Raw genomic sequence first — 15,172 nt, forward strand, 5'->3', positions numbered from 1 at the left:
CGCAGGAAGTGGGTGAAGATGCTCGGCTGCATGGCCAGCATGAAGATCACGCCGAACGCCGCGCCCGCCAGGTGGGCGCTGTGGTTGATGCGGTCACCGCCGCGCTTGTCCATCCAGATGCTGTAGCCGACGTAGAACGCGGCGTAGACGATGGCCGGCGCCGGGATGAAGAACACCAGGATGATCGACCACGGCTTGATCAGGATGAAGGCGAACAGCACCGCCGACACCGCCCCGGACGCACCCAGGCTGAGGTAGTTCGGGTTCTTCTGGTTCTTCAGGTAGCTGGGCAGGATCGAGACCAGCAGCGCACCGATGTAGAACGCCGGGTAGGTCAGGTAGCTGCCGGTCAGCTGCACCATCACGCTCTCGATGAATCCCCCGAAGAAGAACAGGGTGATCATGTTGAAGATCAGGTGCGACCAGTCGGCATGGATGAAGCCATAGGTCACCAGCCGGTCGTACTGGCGGTGACGGTCGATGGCCGGCGGCCACAGGATCAGGCGGTCGGCCAGCTTGCGGTTGTTGAACGCCATCCACGACAGGATGGCGGTGATGGCGATCAACAGCAGATTGACGGGGGTCATGTCAGGCTCAGGCGCTACGGTAGTTGTCGACCATACGATAGCGTTTTGCGTACCAACCGAAGGCCAACGCCGCGACGAAGGCGAAACCGGCGAAGAAGAACATCAGGAATGCCGCCTCGCTCAGGCCGGTACTGGCGATCTTGTGGGTCACCACGTCATTGCGCACGGCTGCATTGGACAGCAGCACCCACAGGTTGCCGATGGTGGTGGTCAGGTTCCAGAAGCTCATGACCACACCCTTCATGGCCTGCGGCGCCTGGCTGTAGGCGAACTCCAGGCCGGTGGCCGAGACCAGCACCTCACCGAAGGTCAGCAGCGCGTACGGCAGCATCTGCCAGAAGATCGACATGGCGTTGCCCCCGTCCATCACCACCTGGATGCCGCCGACCACGATCCAGGCCAGGCCGCTGAAGGCGATACCGGCGGTCATGCGGCGCAGCGCGGTCGGCTCGAAGCCGAAGCGGCGCAGGGCCGGGTACAGCACCAGGTTGTTGAACGGGATCAGGATCATCACCAGCAGCGGGTTCAGCGCCTGCATCTGCGAGGCGGTGAACCAGCTCGGCATCTGCATCTGCTGGCCCTGCAGGACCCAGGTCGAGGCCTTCTGGTCGAACAGCGAGAAGAACGGCGTGGTCAGCGCGAAGATCACCAGCACGCGCAGCACCGAGCGCACGCCTTCCACGGCTTCGGCCGGATGCTGGCCACGGGCACGCTCCAGCTGCAGCCAGGTGCCGCCGCCGATGCCCGCCAGGATCGACACCAGCGCCAGGCACAGGCAGATGACGATGCCCAGCGAGCCGACCAGGCTGAACGAGGCTGCTGCCAGCACCAGGCCGAGCACGGCGATCACCAGGCCCGGACGGCCCTGGCCGGTCACGCGCGTGGTCAGTGCGGTACGCACCACGTTGGCGAACGAATGCGGATCCTTCGGCGGCAGCGGCACCAGCACGTAGCGCTTGCGGCCCAGCCAGAACACGAAGGTGGCGATGAACATCAGGATGCCCGGGATACCGAACGCCCACTGCGGGCCCCAGTTCTTCAGCACCAGCGGGATCAGCAGCGAGGCGAACAGCGAGCCGAAGTTGATGATCCAGTAGAAGGCGTCGAAGACGATCTTGGCCAGGTGCTTGTTGCTCTGGTCGAACTGATCACCCATGAACGAGGCCACCAGTGGCTTGATGCCGCCGGCACCGAGCGCGATCAGGCCCAGGCCGAGGAAGAAGCCCTCGCGGCTGTTCTCGAACAACGCCAGACACAAGTGGCCGGCGCAGTAGACCAGGCTGAACCAGAGAATGGTGTGGTACTTGCCGAAGAACCTGTCGGCCAGCCAGCCTCCGAGCAGCGGGAAGAAATACACGCCGATCATGAAGCTGTGCATGATGTCCTTGGCTTCACCGGCACGGCCTTCCGCAGTGATTTCCTGCAGCAGCAGCGAGGTGATCAGGAACTGCACCAGGATGTTGCGCATCCCGTAGAAACTGAACCGCTCGCAGGCCTCATTGCCGATGATGTACGGGATCTGGCGCGGCATCTTTCCCTGGCCGGCGATGGGGGCAACTGCGTCGTGGCTCATCCTGTAAGGCAATCCTGCAAAGCGAAAGGCGCAAGATTACCGGAAGCAGGGCTTGCGAAGCACGCTGCAGGGCTGCATGACAACGGTGCCAATCCATGGCAGACACCGCATGCCATGCCGGAAGTCACGGCACCTGCACGACAAAAGCGTAAACTTATCGTTATGCGCCCCCTCGCCCCCGCCCGTCTCCTGCTCAGTTGCCTGGTGCTGCTGATGGCGTTGCAGGCGCAGGCGCGGCCGCAGGCACCGGCCACAACGGCCAGCGAAAGCGAGCCCCGCCAACTGACCGTGGCCGCGCTGGAGCTGCCCAGCCGCGATGATGCGCAATGGAAGTTGCGCCGCGAACAGGTCGCACAGTTGCTGACCGACCTGCAACCGGACGTGATCTCGGTGCAGCAGGTGCTGCAGCAGCAGGGCCGCAACCCGGCCTGCTGGCTCGCCACCCGGCTGCGCTACAGCTGCGACTTCGTTACCGCCGATCCGCCCAGCCAGCCGTTGCGGCATGGCAACGCGATGCTGACCCGGCTGCCGGTCAGCGAGGATGGCGTGACCCTGCTGCACCCACCCGGCATCTTCAGCGCCGCCGGCATGATGCGGCTGAAGCTGGGCGAGGCACTGGTCAACATCTATGTGGCACGGCTGCGCCCGGACCCGGACGAGGCCACCGCCCGCCAGCATCAGACCAGCGACCTGATGACCTGGATCGGCGCCACCGCCGAGGGCATGCCCAGCCTGATCGCCGGCGATTTCTCGGCAACCACCGTCGAGCTCGTGCGCAGCACCCCGGGGTTCCAGCCCGCCCGGCGCAATCCCGGCGGTCGCGTCGAGGCGCCTGCGGCCAGTGGTGGCGGCAGCAGCGGTCATGGCCTGGATGTGCTGTTCCAGGTCAAGCACTTCGGCGGCATCCGCCAGCAGCCGATCCTGCTGCCGGCCGACGGCGACCTGCCCGGCCTGCGCCTGGGCGTGATGGCCACCCTGCGCCTGCAGGGTGATACCGCCACTACCGAATGACTCCTGCAACAGAAAAGGCCGGGTTTTCCCCGGCCTTCTCCGTTCATCCCATCACCGCGATCAGGCGATCGCTTCCTGGTAACGGCGCTCGACCTCGTTCCAGTCGATGACGTTGAAGAACGCGCCGATATATTCCGGACGGCGGTTCTGGTACTTCAGGTAGTACGCGTGTTCCCACACGTCCAGGCCGAGGATGGGGGTGTTGCCTTCCATCAGCGGGCTGTCCTGGTTACCGGTGCTCTCGACCACGACCTTTTTGTCCGGGGTCACGCTCAGCCAGGCCCAGCCGCTGCCGAAACGGGTCAGCGCAGCCTTGGTGAAGGCGTCCTTGAACTTGTCGAAGCCGCCCAGGTCCTTGTCGATGGCCTTGGCCACGTCGCCCACCGGGTTGCCGCCAGCATTCGGAGCCATCACGGTCCAGAACAGCGAGTGGTTGGCATGGCCGCCACCGTTGTTGCGCACCGGACCCTGCAGGTTCTCCGGCAGCGACTTGAGCTTCTTCACCAGTTCTTCGACCGGCAGGTCAGCGTACTCGGTGCCTTCCAGCGCCGCGTTGACGTTGTTGATGTAGGTCTGGTGATGCTTGGTGTGATGGATTTCCATCGTCGCCGCATCGATGTGCGGTTCCAGCGCGTCGTAGGCGTAGGACAGCTTGGGCAGGGTATAGGCCATGATGCATCTCCTGATTGCGAGGGCACCCGACGGTGTCGGGCGTTGCGCGGTGAATGATGGGGACAGACCGCCAGATTACCAAGGGGGATGTAAAGGAAATTGCGTCCTGCCAGTGAGCACGACGGCAATTGTTACGCAGCAGTGACGCGATGCCATTCTCATGCACCGTGCAGCGCACAGGCGCTACAGTGCCTGCACCGCCCTCGCCTGCTCCTTGCCCATGCGCAACCCCCGGCTGCTGATCACCGCCATCGCCCTGCTGCTGCTCGGCCTGGTCGTCAACCATTTCATGCAGCGCCCGCCGGCGCCGCAGTTCGCGCCGGACCTGCAGGGTGCGCCTGCCGCGCGCGCGCCGGCCACCGCCTCGCCCGGCAAGAACAGCGGACTTCCCGCGTTCCTGCCCGCTGAAGCCAGGCAGACCATCGCCCTGATCCAGCGTGGCGGCCCGTTCCCGCACCGCCAGGACGGCAGCACGTTCGGCAACCGCGAGCAGCAGCTGCCGCAGCGCCCGCGCGGCTACTACCGCGAATACACCGTCGATACCCCCGGCGCCCGCACCCGTGGCACGCGCCGCATCGTCACCGGCGGCGATCCGCCGGAGGCGTGGTACTACACCGACGACCACTACGAATCGTTCCGCAGCTTCACCGTACCGGCCCAGGGAGCGCAGTGATGAGCCACGATGATTTCGGCCTCGGCCTGCATGACATCAACAATGCTGGCGTCTACGCCATCGACAGCGACGACATCGGCGCACTTGCCGCAGCGATGCGCGATGCCGGGCTGAAGGTGATCCGCATCGATCTGGAAGGCGTGGGCGACAAGCGCACCCTGCTCGCCCGGCTGGCCGCGCAACTGGATTTCCCGACCGGCTTCGGCGGCAACTGGGATGCGCTGTCGGACAACCTGCGCGACCTGCAGTGGCTGCCAGCCAACGGTTACGCGCTGTTCCTGGCCGACGTGGACACGTTGCGCGCCTCCACGCAGAAGGACTTTGACACCCTGCTGGACGTGATGGACGAAGCCAGCCGCGACTGGGTCGGCCGCGACGTGCCGTTCTGGGTGTTCCTGTCGCAGAGCGCGTAAAGTCAGTGCCCTGGTAGAGGCCGACCTTGGTCGGCGCCTCTGTGCCAACCAAGGTTGGCACCTACCCAAGCGCGAGCCGGCCACTGTGTGGCGCGCCTGCCTTGCCTAGCGGCTCCCGTTGTCTTCCTGCAGCTCCTTCTTGAACGGAATGTCCGGCGGCGGTCGCGCCACGGCCGGCTGGTCCTGCATGTTCGGATTGGTCAGGCCGCAGCCACCACCGGCCTGCAGGATCGAGATCACGCAGGAGATCTTCGTACTGGTTCCCGGCAATGGAATCTCCATTGCCTTGACTCCCTTGCGCACCCACTCGGCCAGCAGCGATTCCTGCGGGACCCAGTACTTGTCGAACGAAGTGGGCGTGTAGTCGTAAGGCGGTCGCTTCAACCAGGTGCCCGATTGCGCGATGCGTTCCTTGCTCCAGCCATCGTTGGCACCACCGGGCGCACCGCGCTCGGCACGACCCTCGCCTTCCTGGCCCGGCACACGCACGCTGCCATCGGCATTGAACAGGCCACTGCCCTTGCCGGTGGCGCTGGCCTGGCGGGCACCCTTGTCGGCGCCGTCATGGTTGCGGCTCGATGCACCCCAGTCATCACCCTTGGCGGGCGTGGCCCAGTTGCCCGGATTGGGGGCCGGGCGCGCTCCTGCCTGAGCCGGGGTCGTGCTGGATGCAGCAGGCCGCGCAGTGCTGCTGCTCGCCTGCGTCGCGCTGCCATTGGCTGCCGGCGCGGGTGTTGCCGCGGGTGCATTGCCACTGGAAGACGAAGGGGCTGCGGCCGGTGCCGAGGCTACTTCGCGCTCGCGCACCTGTACGTCACGACCCGCCGGCGCACGCACCGCCGGATCACGACCGGCAACGGTTGCCATCCGCACCTGCGGATCGACCACCGCCTGCACTTCACGCTCGCGCACCTGCACGTCGCGCTGCGGCACCCGCACCTGCACATCGGCCGTGCGCAGCGGCTGCGACACCGCCGGTGCATCGACCGTACTGACTTCGCGCTCCTGCACCTGGATGTCACGCAGCTGCGGCGTCCGCACCGCGATTTCCGGCGCACGCAGTGCGGTTGGGGTTGGCGGCGCCTGCACCGGCTGCACGCTGCGCTCGCGCACTGCGGGCGTGGTGTCACGCGGCACGATGCTGACCTCCGTGCGCGGCACGCTCACCGGTGGCACCACGAAATCCGTACTGGCCTGCGCTACTTCGGTGGCCTGCACCGGCGAGGGTGGCGGGGCCGCAAGCGGGGCCGGCTCGGCTTCGGCCGGCGGCGACGGCACGCTGGCTGTCGGTGCTGGAGCCGGCGCGGGTGCAGGCGCCGACGCGGCCGCAGGACGTGGCTCAGGTGCCGTCGCTGCCCCTGCCTCCTGGCCGGCGGCAACCTGACCCGCCGGTGCAGCCGCAGCCGCTTCGGCACCCGGCTGATCGCCACCACCTTCCTGGCTGGCGCGACCGACGAATTCCACCTGCACACGCTCGCCTTCGGCGCCCTCTGCTTCCGGTGCCGTGGTGCGGATCACCGCAACCCACAGCAGCAGCATGAAAAACAGCAGGTGCAGCAGCGCGCTGGCAAACGCCGAGGTCCAGCGCATCCAGCGCTGATCGCGCGGCGCAGCGTCCCAGTCCTGCCAGAACAACCGGCGCAGCGACTGCCACGGTGACAGCCGGGGCGATTGCCCCGGCGGTCCAGGCAGCGGGCGCGGCAGCAATACCGCAATCACTTCGCGGGCGTGGAACGGCCGCGGCAGCGGGCCCAGCGAGCGCAGCCACAGCGCCCAGCCATAGGGCAGGCGCGTGGACTTCTCGAGGACGGCGCGTGGCTGCTGGCGGGCCAGCAGCAGTTCGATGAGTTGCTCGGCCCGGGTCAGAGGCACGCGTCAGCGGTCAGGCGACGTTGCCGCGCGGGATGTACGGCGCGTGGCCGCTGTCGTGGTCGGTCGCGTCGCGCACGGCGGTCACGCCCGGCACGCGGCCCATCAGGGTCTTCTCGATACCCTGCTTGAGCGTCACGTCGGCCATGCCACAGCCCTGGCAGCCACCACCGAAGCGCAGCAGCACCACGCCGTCGGCCGAAACTTCCTGCACGGCCACCTTGCCGCCGTGCGAGGCCAGCTGCGGATTGACTTCGTTCTCCACCACCCAGTGCACGCGCTCGACCAGCGACGCGGCATCACCGGGGGCCTCGCCCTTGATGCGCGGTGCCTTGATGGTCAGCTGCTGGGTACCGGCGGTGCCGGCGACGATGTCGATCTCGGCGCCGTCGAGCCAGCCGACGCTGCTCGCATCGACGTAGAGGGTGAAGCCATCGCAGTCCACCGCCCACTCGTCACCGAGCAGGTCGGTCGGTTCGGCGAATTCCAGCCGGGCATCGGCGCGCGGGGTACCGGGGTCGACCGCGCTCAGGCGCACGCCCATGCCGGGCACGCCCTCGCGTTCGATCAGCTTGCGGAAATGGGTCTGGGCAGTGTCGGAGATCTGGATCATCAGGCTATTCTAGCCAAGTAAGCGTCAGCCGCTCATTCGGTTTATACACCGTCCGGCGCATTGTTCAGTCAACACGAGGTGGAGATTCCCATGGCCGACCTGATTCCACTGGCCCAGGCCCGTTGCGTGCCGCGCAAAGGCAGCGACCACAAGCTTGGCGAAGCCCGCCTGGCCGAACTGCTGCCGCAGGTTCCCGGCTGGGAGCTGAGCGAGGGTGGCCAGGCCCTGTTGCGCACCTTCCGCTTCAAGAATTACTACGCCACGATGGCCTTCGTGAACGCGCTGGCCTGGATCGCCCATCACGAGGACCACCATCCGGACCTGGGCGTGCACTACGACCGCGCGGTCGTGCGCTTCTCCACCCACGATGTGGGCGGCCTGAGCGAGAACGACTTCATCTGCGCGGCAAAGACTTCGGCCCTGACGGAGCAACTGCCATGAACGTACGTTTGCTGAGCCTGTCCCTGATCGCTGCGACCGGCCTGGCCGGCTGTGGCCCGTCCGAACCACCGGCACCACCACCGCCGCCGCCGACCGAAGTGGCCGCAGTGAAGACGCCGCCGCCGCAGTACCCGCTTGAGCTGGCCTGCATGGGCGTGGGCGGCACCAGCACCTTCAAGGTGACCATCGGCGCCGACGGCAAGCCGAGCGAGGTCGCGCTGTTGACCGGGGCCGGCAACCCGCAGCTGGACGAACTGGCCAGGACCGCCGTGCAGGGCTGGCAGTTCAAGGCTGCCACCCGCAACGGCGCTGCAGTGCCGGCCACCATCCAGGTACCGGTCAGCTTCAACCCGCCGCAGCCGAAGCCGGACCAGTGCTTCGCCATCGAAGAACGCCTGCGCCGCGGCGGCTGATCGCCCGCGCCCCGACGAGGCCAGCCGACGCCCGCCTCGCCCTCGCCGCCCCGGCCTTGCCCGGGGCGGTTGTCTATTGACCAGGACCGCGTCGGTACATGTTGCAGATTCCTCCCGAAAACATCTGGATCGCACTGGCGGTCACTCTTGCGGCCGGCCTCGCCACCGCCATCGGCAGCCTGCTGGTGCTGTTCTCACGGCGCCCCAACCCGCGCCTGCTGGCGTTCGGCCTGGCCTTCGCTGGCGGCGCGATGGTCTATGTGTCGCTGTCGGAGATCCTCAACAAGTCCATTGCTTCGTTCGCGCTGGCCTATGGCGAACGTACCGGTTTCACCTACGGCACCCTGGCCTTCCTGCTGGGCGTGATCGTGATCGTGCTGATCGACCACTTCATTCCCAATCCGCACGACAGCCTGGACAAGCAGGACCCCGCGTTCCGCGAGAACAGCCGCGAATACCTGAAACGGGTCGCGCTGCTGACCTCGGTCGCGATCACCGCGCACAATTTCCCGGAAGGGCTGGCAACCTTCTTTGCCACGCTGGAAAGCCCATCGGTGGGCATGCCGCTGGCCTTCGCCATCGCCATCCACAACATTCCCGAGGGCATCGCGATCGCGGTGCCGGTGTACTTCGCCACCCAGAACAAGTTCTATGCGTTCAGTGCCAGCCTGCTGTCCGGCCTGGCCGAGCCGGTGGGCGCGGCGCTGGGCTACTGGCTGCTGTCAGGATCGCTGTCGCATGCCACGTTCGGCTGGGTGTTCGGACTGATCGCCGGCGTGATGGTATTCCTTGCGCTGGATGAGCTGCTGCCGGCGGCCAAGCGCTATGCCAAGGGCCACGAGACGGTTTACGGGCTGGTGGCCGGCATGGGCACGCTGGCGATCAGCCTGGTGCTGTTCAAGTGGTGAGGGTTTTGCGGTCAACGGGCTGAGCCCCCTCGCGGCTGGCGGAGCGAGATTCCGGGGTTGGGCCGGGCGAGGTGGGTTTGCGGGGGACGCCGTAAACCCATCCGGACCGACCAAAACCGGAATCCCGCTTTGGAGGCCAGCCGCGAGGGGGCTCCGCCCGTTGGCCGGTCAGCCCCTCGCAGAGGTTACTTCAGGCGATCCAACGCTTCGACCAGCTCATCGGCCAGCGGCGCGTTCAGCACATACGGGCTCTTGCCGTCGTCCAGCGCGAACTCCAGCGACGCCGCGTGCAGGAACAGGCGCTTCAACCCGATCTGCTCACGAAGCCGCTTGTTGACCGCCGGATCGCCGTATTTGTCGTCACCGGCCACTGGATGCCCCAGATGCTGGGCATGCACGCGGATCTGGTGGGTACGGCCGGTCTCGATGCGCACCTCACAGTACGAATGGCCGCCGCGGCGCTCCAGCACCCGGAAGTGGCTGATCGATTCCTTGCCGATCGCATTGACCTGTACATGGCGCTCGCCGCCCTGGCGCAGGCCCACGTGCAGCGGCGCGTCGACCGTCATCACGCCGTCGGGCATGCGCCCGGCCAGCAGGGTCAGGTAGCGCTTGCGGATGCCGGCGCCATGGTCTTCACGCAGCAGCGCCTGCAGTTCGCTCAGTGCCGAGCGCTTCTTGGCCACGATCAGCAGGCCCGAGGTGTCGCGATCCAACCGATGGACCAGCTCGAGGGTCTGGCCCGGGCGCAACGCGCGCAGGGTCTCGATAGCGCCGAAGCTGATGCCGCTGCCGCCGTGGCTGGCCACGCCAGTGGGCTTGTTCAGGGCCAGCAGGCGGGCGTCCTCGAAGACGATGGCCTGCTCCAAGCGGCGCATGAACGCCTCCGGCGGGCCGGCCTTGTCTCCTTCTTCACTGAGACGAACCGGCGGCACGCGCACCTCATCGCCCGCCTCCAGCTTGCGTTCGGCCTTGGCACGGCCGCCGTTCACCCGCACCTGGCCGCTGCGTACCAGCTTGTAGACCAGGCTGCGCGGGGCGCCCTTCAGCTGGCCGAGCAGGAAGTTGTCCAGGCGCTGGCCGGCGCGGTCGGCGGGAACGGTGATCATGCGCACGGAAGGCTTGTCGCCAGCGGGTTTGGTCGGGTCTTGGGCGGTCATCAGGCTGTTTATTCTGTTACACTCGGGGGGCGAGATAAGGGATTGATTTCGTTGGAAGTTACTCAGGGCCAGAAGCCCAGCTTCCGACGAATCCGGCACAGTGCGCGACCACCGCCCGCGGGGCGGCCATGTTAGCGGCTCACCGGCCTTCCCGGCCATCGCCGGATGCCTGACACGCAACCGTGCTGAACATGTCCCGCGTGGCGCTCCAGCCTGGCTGACAGCTGCCTGCGGCCTGTAACACCCCAAAACCCATAAGAGTGAAGCGCTCCCGCGGCCTGCCGTGGTGTCGTAGCGCTGGAAACCCAAGCCGCCCTCCCCGCGCTTGCGCGAATGGGCGGCGAACCGTGTCCAGAGGCGAAACCCCATGGCGTTCCGCGCGGTAGCCGCTTGCGAGGAACGCAACAATGAAGCGAATGCTGATCAACGCCACGCAGGCTGAAGAGCTGCGTGTTGCCATCGTGGATGGCCAGTCGTTGTATGACATCGACATCGAGCAGCCGTCGAAGGAACAGAAGAAGTCCAACATCTACAAGGGCCGGATCTTCCGCATCGAGCCCTCACTGGAAGCGGCCTTCGTTGAATACGGTGGCGGCCGCCATGGCTTCCTGCCGCTGAAGGAAATCTCCCGCGATTACTTCCAGGCCGGTGTCGACCACAACAAGGCCGGCATCCGCGAACTGCTGAAGGAAGGTCAGGAGATCGTTGTCCAGGTCGACAAGGAAGAACGTGGCAACAAGGGCGCCGCCCTGACCACGTTCATCTCGCTGGCCGGCCGTTACATGGTGCTGATGCCGAACTCGCCCAGCGCCGGCGGTGTCTCCCGTCGCATCGAGGGCGAAGACCGGGCCGCCCTGAAGGACGCCCTGGACAAGCTGAACATCCCTGACGACATGGGCGTGATCATCCGTACCGCCGGCGTCGGCCGCGATGCGGAAGAGCTGCAGTGGGATCTGGACTACCTGCTCAACGTCTGGCGTGCCATCGCCGAAGCCGCGCTGAGCAAGCCGGCCCCGTTCCTGATCTACCAGGAATCGCGCCTGATCGTGCGCGCCCTGCGTGACTACCTGCGCGCCGACATCGGCGAGATCTTGGTCGACACCGAGGAGATGTACGAGCACGCCCGCGAGTTCATGCAGCAGGTGATGCCGCAGACCCTGCGCAAGCTCAAGCATTACAAGGACGACATCCCGCTGTTCAACCGCTTCCAGATCGAATCGCAGATCGAAGGCGCCTACGAGCGCAACGTGCGCCTGCCGTCGGGCGGCTCGATCGTGGTCGACCAGACCGAAGCGTTGACCGCCGTTGACGTCAACTCCTCGCGCGCCACCAAGGGCAGCGACATCGAGGACACCGCGTTCCAGACCAACCTGGAAGCGGCCGAGGAAGTGGCCCGCCAGCTGCGCCTGCGCGACCTGGGTGGCCTGGTGGTGATCGACTTCATCGACATGGCCTCCAACAAGCACCAGCGCGAGGTCGAGAACCGTCTGGCCAACGCGCTGAAGTACGACCGCGCCCGCGTCCAGGTCGGCCGCATCTCGCGCTTCGGCCTGCTTGAAATGAGCCGCCAGCGCCTGCGCCCGAGCCTGGGCGAGTCCAGCCAGATCGTCTGCCCGCGTTGCGACGGCCACGGCCGCATGCGCAGCGTCGAGTCGCTGTCGCTGTCGATCATCCGCGTCGCCGAAGAGCATGCGATGAAGGAGAACACCGGGCAGGTGCTGGTGCAGGCCCCGGTGGAGATCGCCAATTACCTGTTGAACGAAAAGCGCAGCGCCCTGCGCGAGATCGAGCAGCGCCACGAGGCGCCGATCGTGATCGTCGCCGACGAGCAGCTGCACACCCCGCACTACACCGTCACCCGCCTGCGCGAGAACGAGCTGGGTGAAGAGAGCAACAAGCCCAGCTACCAGCGCGGCACCCCGCGCAAGCTGCCGGTGCACGCCCTGACCAAGGGCCAGCTGAACATCCCGCCGCCGGCGGTGACCCAGGTCAAGCACACCTCCCCCGCCCCGGTGCGCGAGGAAGTGGAGCCGGCCGCAGCTGCTCCGGCCCCGGTCGTGGCAGCGCCGGTGGCGCCGGCCCCGAGCGGCGGCGTGATCGGTTGGCTCAAGCGCGTATTCGGTGGCGAACCGGCACCCGCGCCGGCGCCGGTTGCTCCGGCAGCGCGGCAGTCGCAGGATGGTGGCCGCAAGGACCGCAACAAGGATCGCAACAAGGACCGCAAGGACCGTCGCGACGACAATCGTGGTAACGGCGGCAACGGCAACGCGCAGCAGCAGAAGGACGGCGGCAACCGCAAGGACCGCGGTGAGCAGCGCAAGGACGGCCGCAACGGCAACAACGGCAATGCCCAGCAGCAGCCGCAACAGGGCAAGCAGAAGGAGCCGCAGCAGAAGGATGGCCAGCAGCAGCCTCAGCAGCAGAACAAGCCGCGCAACGAGCAGCAGGGCCAGAACCAGAACCAGCAGCAGCCGAAGCTGAAGCAGCCCAAGCAGCCGCGTCCGCAGCAGCAGGACGGTGACAAGCCGGCCGAGAAGCCGCAGCGCGGTGCCGCCGATGCACCGGCCGAAGCCGTGACCGCCGCAGCAGCCGTGGCCGCCACCGCCGTCGCCGCCAATGGGGTGACCGCGCAGGAAGCCACTGCACCGGTTGCCCCGGCGGCCGCCGCTCCTGTGGACGCCGCAGTACCGGTCGAGACCGCTGCCAACGCTGCCAGCGAGGCCGAGGTGGTTGCCGTTGCCGGTGAAGAGGCCGCAACCGACGCCAATGGCGAGCAGGCAGGCGAAGGCGCGACCCGGCGTCGTCGTGGCCGTCGTGGTGGCCGTCGTCGTCGTCGCGGTGGCGCCGAGAACGCCGCCGGCAGCGACGCTCTGGGTGATGACCAGGACGAGGGTGATGACGGTGATGACGCCGACGGCGCCGAGCCGAACGTCGACAGTACTGCTGGCACTGCGCCGGTCGCTGTTGCGCAGCCGGCCCGTTCGCAGCCGGAGTTCGACTTCGATGACGAAGCCGAGCCGGTCGTTGCCGACGCCGCGAAGCCGGTCCGTGCTGCCGCCGCCGTTGCCGCCGCACCGGTTGCCGTGGTGAGCAGCGCCGTGGTCGAAGCCGCCGCCCCGGGCGTGGCTGAAGTGCAGGCCCCGGTCGAAGCTGCTGCGAAGACCGAAGCGGCGTCCTCGCCGGTGCAGACCAGCATGCTCGATGCCATCGACGCTGCGACCCCGGCCCAGCCGGTAGCCGCTGCCGCGTCGGTGATCGAAGCCATTGCGCCGGTGACCGAAGCACAGCCGGTCGCGGTTGAAGCAGCTCCGATGGTTGAAGCCGCTCCGGTGATCGAAGCGAAGCCGGCGGCGGTCGAGGCTGCGCCGGTGGCTGAAGCGAAGCCGGAGATCGTTGTAGCCGCGCCGGTGGTCGAAGCCAATCCGGAGGCCGTTGAGGCTGCGCCGGTGGTTGAAGCCAAGCCGGTCGTCGAGCCCGTCGTGGCCGCCGAACAGCCGGTTGCTCCGGTGGCGGTGGAAACCGTGCCGATCGAAGCCGCTGCACCGGTCGCCGAAGCGGTGGTGACGCCGTCGATCGACCCGGTCGCCGATGGCCATGCCGACGCCGCAGCCCAGGCTGCAGAAGCCAAGGCCGATGAAGAAGACGAAGAGGCCGCCAAGCGCACGCCGCCGGCGAACTGATCGCTCTTTGATCGCATGAAATCGAAACGGCGGGGATCAATGATCCCCGCCGTTTTTGTTTGTGCCGTGCCGTGCCGTGGTGGTTGCCGACCTTGGTCGGCGGCATTGATTCAACGCACGCGGATACGTCCGTGCCGACCAAGGTTGGCACCTACCAAAGCAGGGACACGGACGCCGCCGACAGCACGGGCACCGCAGTGGCGGTTGCCGACCTTGGTCGGTGCCGTTGTTCGTGCCAACCAAGGTTGGCACCTACCAGGAGCGTGCTCCGTCAGGGTTTCGGCGCGAACTGCAGGCGGGCCCACACGCCGTAGTGATCGGATGCCCAGCGACCGCTGTCATCGGGCTGGTCGAACAGCAGCTTCGCCTCGCGCGCGACCATCTCGTCCTGCTGGAAGAAGATGTGGTCGATCCGCGACGGCGCCTGGTAATAGTGGCGGTTGAGCGTGCTGACCCCGGCAAGGTCAGTGTTGACGTGCACGCTGCCGTAGCTGTCGCCGTAGTGGCTGCGCAGCTCGCTCAGGTCACCAGCATCCACCAGCGCATTGAAGTCGCCGGCGATCACCACCGGAGCACCGGCCGACGTTGCAGTGATGAAGCGCAGCAGGTCCTCGACCTGGCTGCGGCGGATGCGTTGCCCGCTCTCGTCACTGCGCTCGTTCAGATGCGTGGCGTAGACGTTCACCGCCTGCCCGTCCACGTCGATGCGCAGGTGAGCAACCGTGCGGTAGTCGTCCAACGGCTGCAGCAAATGATCCCCCTGGGCGAGGATCGGCCGCCGGGTCAGCAGTGCATTGCCGTAGCGCTTGGGCGCCCCAACCGGATCGGTGGACACGAACACGTACCTGTAGCCGAGTTGGCTGGCCAGCCATTGCGCCTGGTTGCGCACATTGCGGCGCTGGATCACCTCCTGCAGGGCAACTGCATCCGGCTGCAGGCGCTTGAGCTCGGCCAGGATGGTGCGGCGCCGGCTCGGCCAGTCTTCGCGGTCATGATGCAGGTTGAAGGTGACCATGCTCATGCCCGGCGCGCTGGCAACGTCGGGCGCCGCGGTCGTGGCAGCCGGTTCGGCCGCCATCACCGCGCCCGGCAATGCCAATGCAATGGCCAGCCCCAGGGCACGCACCGATGTGCGCACCCTCGCCCCTTGCTGCTTCAT

14 protein-coding genes are annotated in these 15,172 nt (G+C 67.0%); 7 read left to right on the top strand and 7 right to left on the bottom strand.

Going from position 1 to position 15,172, the window contains the following annotated elements:
- Both N5D20_RS17030 and N5D20_RS17035 read right to left on the bottom strand, forming a co-directional pair.
- Positions 1-587, bottom strand: a 587-nt coding sequence (locus N5D20_RS17030) for a rhomboid family intramembrane serine protease (RefSeq protein WP_279948131.1), incomplete at its 3' end; no start/stop codon positions are given.
- A gap of 7 nt (positions 588-594) precedes the next feature.
- Positions 595-2,160: an oligopeptide:H+ symporter gene (locus N5D20_RS17035; protein ID WP_049409328.1), complete on the bottom strand. Its 1,566-nt coding sequence runs from the start codon at positions 2,158-2,160 to the stop codon at positions 595-597.
- A 162-nt stretch (positions 2,161-2,322) separates the two neighbouring features.
- On the opposite strand from N5D20_RS17035, the gene N5D20_RS17040 reads away from it, so the two are divergent.
- Positions 2,323-3,171 (top strand): endonuclease/exonuclease/phosphatase family protein, encoded by an 849-nt coding sequence (locus tag N5D20_RS17040; protein WP_029380095.1) that lies wholly within the window; start codon positions 2,323-2,325, stop codon positions 3,169-3,171.
- Positions 3,172-3,231: 60 nt separating this feature from the next.
- On the opposite strand, the gene N5D20_RS17045 is transcribed toward N5D20_RS17040, so the two are convergent.
- Positions 3,232-3,843 carry a superoxide dismutase gene (locus N5D20_RS17045; RefSeq protein ID WP_005410310.1) on the bottom strand — a complete coding sequence of 204 codons (612 nt, stop codon included), beginning with the start codon at positions 3,841-3,843 and terminating at the stop codon, positions 3,232-3,234.
- A 220-nt stretch (positions 3,844-4,063) separates the two neighbouring features.
- Between N5D20_RS17045 and N5D20_RS17050 the strand changes: the two genes are divergently transcribed.
- Together N5D20_RS17050 and N5D20_RS17055 are read left to right on the top strand one after the other, a co-directional pair.
- Complete coding sequence (locus N5D20_RS17050) at positions 4,064-4,516, top strand: ribonuclease domain-containing protein (RefSeq protein WP_029380094.1); 453 nt, start codon at positions 4,064-4,066, stop codon at positions 4,514-4,516.
- Positions 4,516-4,929 (top strand): barstar family protein, encoded by a 414-nt coding sequence (locus N5D20_RS17055; RefSeq protein WP_010486750.1) that lies wholly within the window; start codon positions 4,516-4,518, stop codon positions 4,927-4,929. Before N5D20_RS17050 ends, N5D20_RS17055 begins: the two co-directional genes overlap by 1 nt.
- A 105-nt stretch (positions 4,930-5,034) precedes the next feature.
- Here N5D20_RS17055 and N5D20_RS17060 read toward each other — a convergent pair whose 3' ends face one another.
- Positions 5,035-6,801 carry a hypothetical protein gene (locus N5D20_RS17060; RefSeq protein WP_197578421.1) on the bottom strand — a complete coding sequence of 589 codons (1,767 nt, stop codon included), beginning with the start codon at positions 6,799-6,801 and terminating at the stop codon, positions 5,035-5,037.
- 10 nt (positions 6,802-6,811) lie between these two features.
- Positions 6,812-7,411, bottom strand: a complete 600-nt coding sequence (locus N5D20_RS17065) for an NfuA family Fe-S biogenesis protein (RefSeq protein ID WP_010486746.1) — start codon at positions 7,409-7,411, stop codon at positions 6,812-6,814.
- Positions 7,412-7,501: 90 nt separating this feature from the next.
- On the opposite strand from N5D20_RS17065, the gene N5D20_RS17070 reads away from it, so the two are divergent.
- The 3 genes from N5D20_RS17070 (at position 7,502) to zupT (ending at position 9,173) form a co-directional block, all read left to right on the top strand.
- Positions 7,502-7,852, top strand: a complete 351-nt coding sequence (locus N5D20_RS17070; RefSeq protein WP_006377739.1) for a 4a-hydroxytetrahydrobiopterin dehydratase — start codon at positions 7,502-7,504, stop codon at positions 7,850-7,852.
- Positions 7,849-8,265: an energy transducer TonB gene (locus tag N5D20_RS17075; protein WP_010486743.1), complete on the top strand. Its 417-nt coding sequence runs from the start codon at positions 7,849-7,851 to the stop codon at positions 8,263-8,265. Before N5D20_RS17070 ends, N5D20_RS17075 begins: the two co-directional genes overlap by 4 nt.
- A gap of 98 nt (positions 8,266-8,363) precedes the next feature.
- Complete coding sequence (gene zupT / locus N5D20_RS17080; RefSeq protein WP_010486740.1) at positions 8,364-9,173, top strand: zinc transporter ZupT; 810 nt, start codon at positions 8,364-8,366, stop codon at positions 9,171-9,173.
- Between the two features lie 185 nt (positions 9,174-9,358).
- On the opposite strand, the gene N5D20_RS17085 is transcribed toward zupT, so the two are convergent.
- Complete coding sequence (locus N5D20_RS17085; RefSeq protein ID WP_029550681.1) at positions 9,359-10,333, bottom strand: RluA family pseudouridine synthase; 975 nt, start codon at positions 10,331-10,333, stop codon at positions 9,359-9,361.
- A gap of 407 nt (positions 10,334-10,740) precedes the next feature.
- On the opposite strand from N5D20_RS17085, the gene rne reads away from it, so the two are divergent.
- Positions 10,741-14,013, top strand: a complete 3,273-nt coding sequence (gene rne / locus N5D20_RS17090) for a ribonuclease E (protein ID WP_197578422.1) — start codon at positions 10,741-10,743, stop codon at positions 14,011-14,013.
- A gap of 271 nt (positions 14,014-14,284) precedes the next feature.
- Here rne and N5D20_RS17095 read toward each other — a convergent pair whose 3' ends face one another.
- Positions 14,285-15,172 carry an endonuclease/exonuclease/phosphatase family protein gene (locus N5D20_RS17095; protein WP_054172165.1) on the bottom strand — a complete coding sequence of 296 codons (888 nt, stop codon included), beginning with the start codon at positions 15,170-15,172 and terminating at the stop codon, positions 14,285-14,287.

The organism is Stenotrophomonas sp. GD03877 (assembly GCF_029840555.1).
Taxonomy (GTDB): domain Bacteria; phylum Pseudomonadota; class Gammaproteobacteria; order Xanthomonadales; family Xanthomonadaceae; genus Stenotrophomonas; species Stenotrophomonas geniculata.

Coding starts and splice junctions, on each gene's coding strand:
- N5D20_RS17035 (WP_049409328.1), bottom strand. CDS start 2,160: ATGAGCCACGACGCAGTTGCCCCCATCGCCGGCCAGGGAAAGATGCCG.
- N5D20_RS17040 (WP_029380095.1), top strand. CDS start 2,323: ATGCGCCCCCTCGCCCCCGCCCGTCTCCTGCTCAGTTGCCTGGTGCTG.
- N5D20_RS17045 (WP_005410310.1), bottom strand. CDS start 3,843: ATGGCCTATACCCTGCCCAAGCTGTCCTACGCCTACGACGCGCTGGAA.
- N5D20_RS17050 (WP_029380094.1), top strand. CDS start 4,064: ATGCGCAACCCCCGGCTGCTGATCACCGCCATCGCCCTGCTGCTGCTC.
- N5D20_RS17055 (WP_010486750.1), top strand. CDS start 4,516: ATGAGCCACGATGATTTCGGCCTCGGCCTGCATGACATCAACAATGCT.
- N5D20_RS17065 (WP_010486746.1), bottom strand. CDS start 7,411: ATGATCCAGATCTCCGACACTGCCCAGACCCATTTCCGCAAGCTGATC.
- N5D20_RS17070 (WP_006377739.1), top strand. CDS start 7,502: ATGGCCGACCTGATTCCACTGGCCCAGGCCCGTTGCGTGCCGCGCAAA.
- N5D20_RS17075 (WP_010486743.1), top strand. CDS start 7,849: ATGAACGTACGTTTGCTGAGCCTGTCCCTGATCGCTGCGACCGGCCTG.
- zupT (WP_010486740.1), top strand. CDS start 8,364: ATGTTGCAGATTCCTCCCGAAAACATCTGGATCGCACTGGCGGTCACT.
- N5D20_RS17085 (WP_029550681.1), bottom strand. CDS start 10,333: ATGACCGCCCAAGACCCGACCAAACCCGCTGGCGACAAGCCTTCCGTG.
- rne (WP_197578422.1), top strand. CDS start 10,741: ATGAAGCGAATGCTGATCAACGCCACGCAGGCTGAAGAGCTGCGTGTT.
- N5D20_RS17095 (WP_054172165.1), bottom strand. CDS start 15,172: ATGAAGCAGCAAGGGGCGAGGGTGCGCACATCGGTGCGTGCCCTGGGG.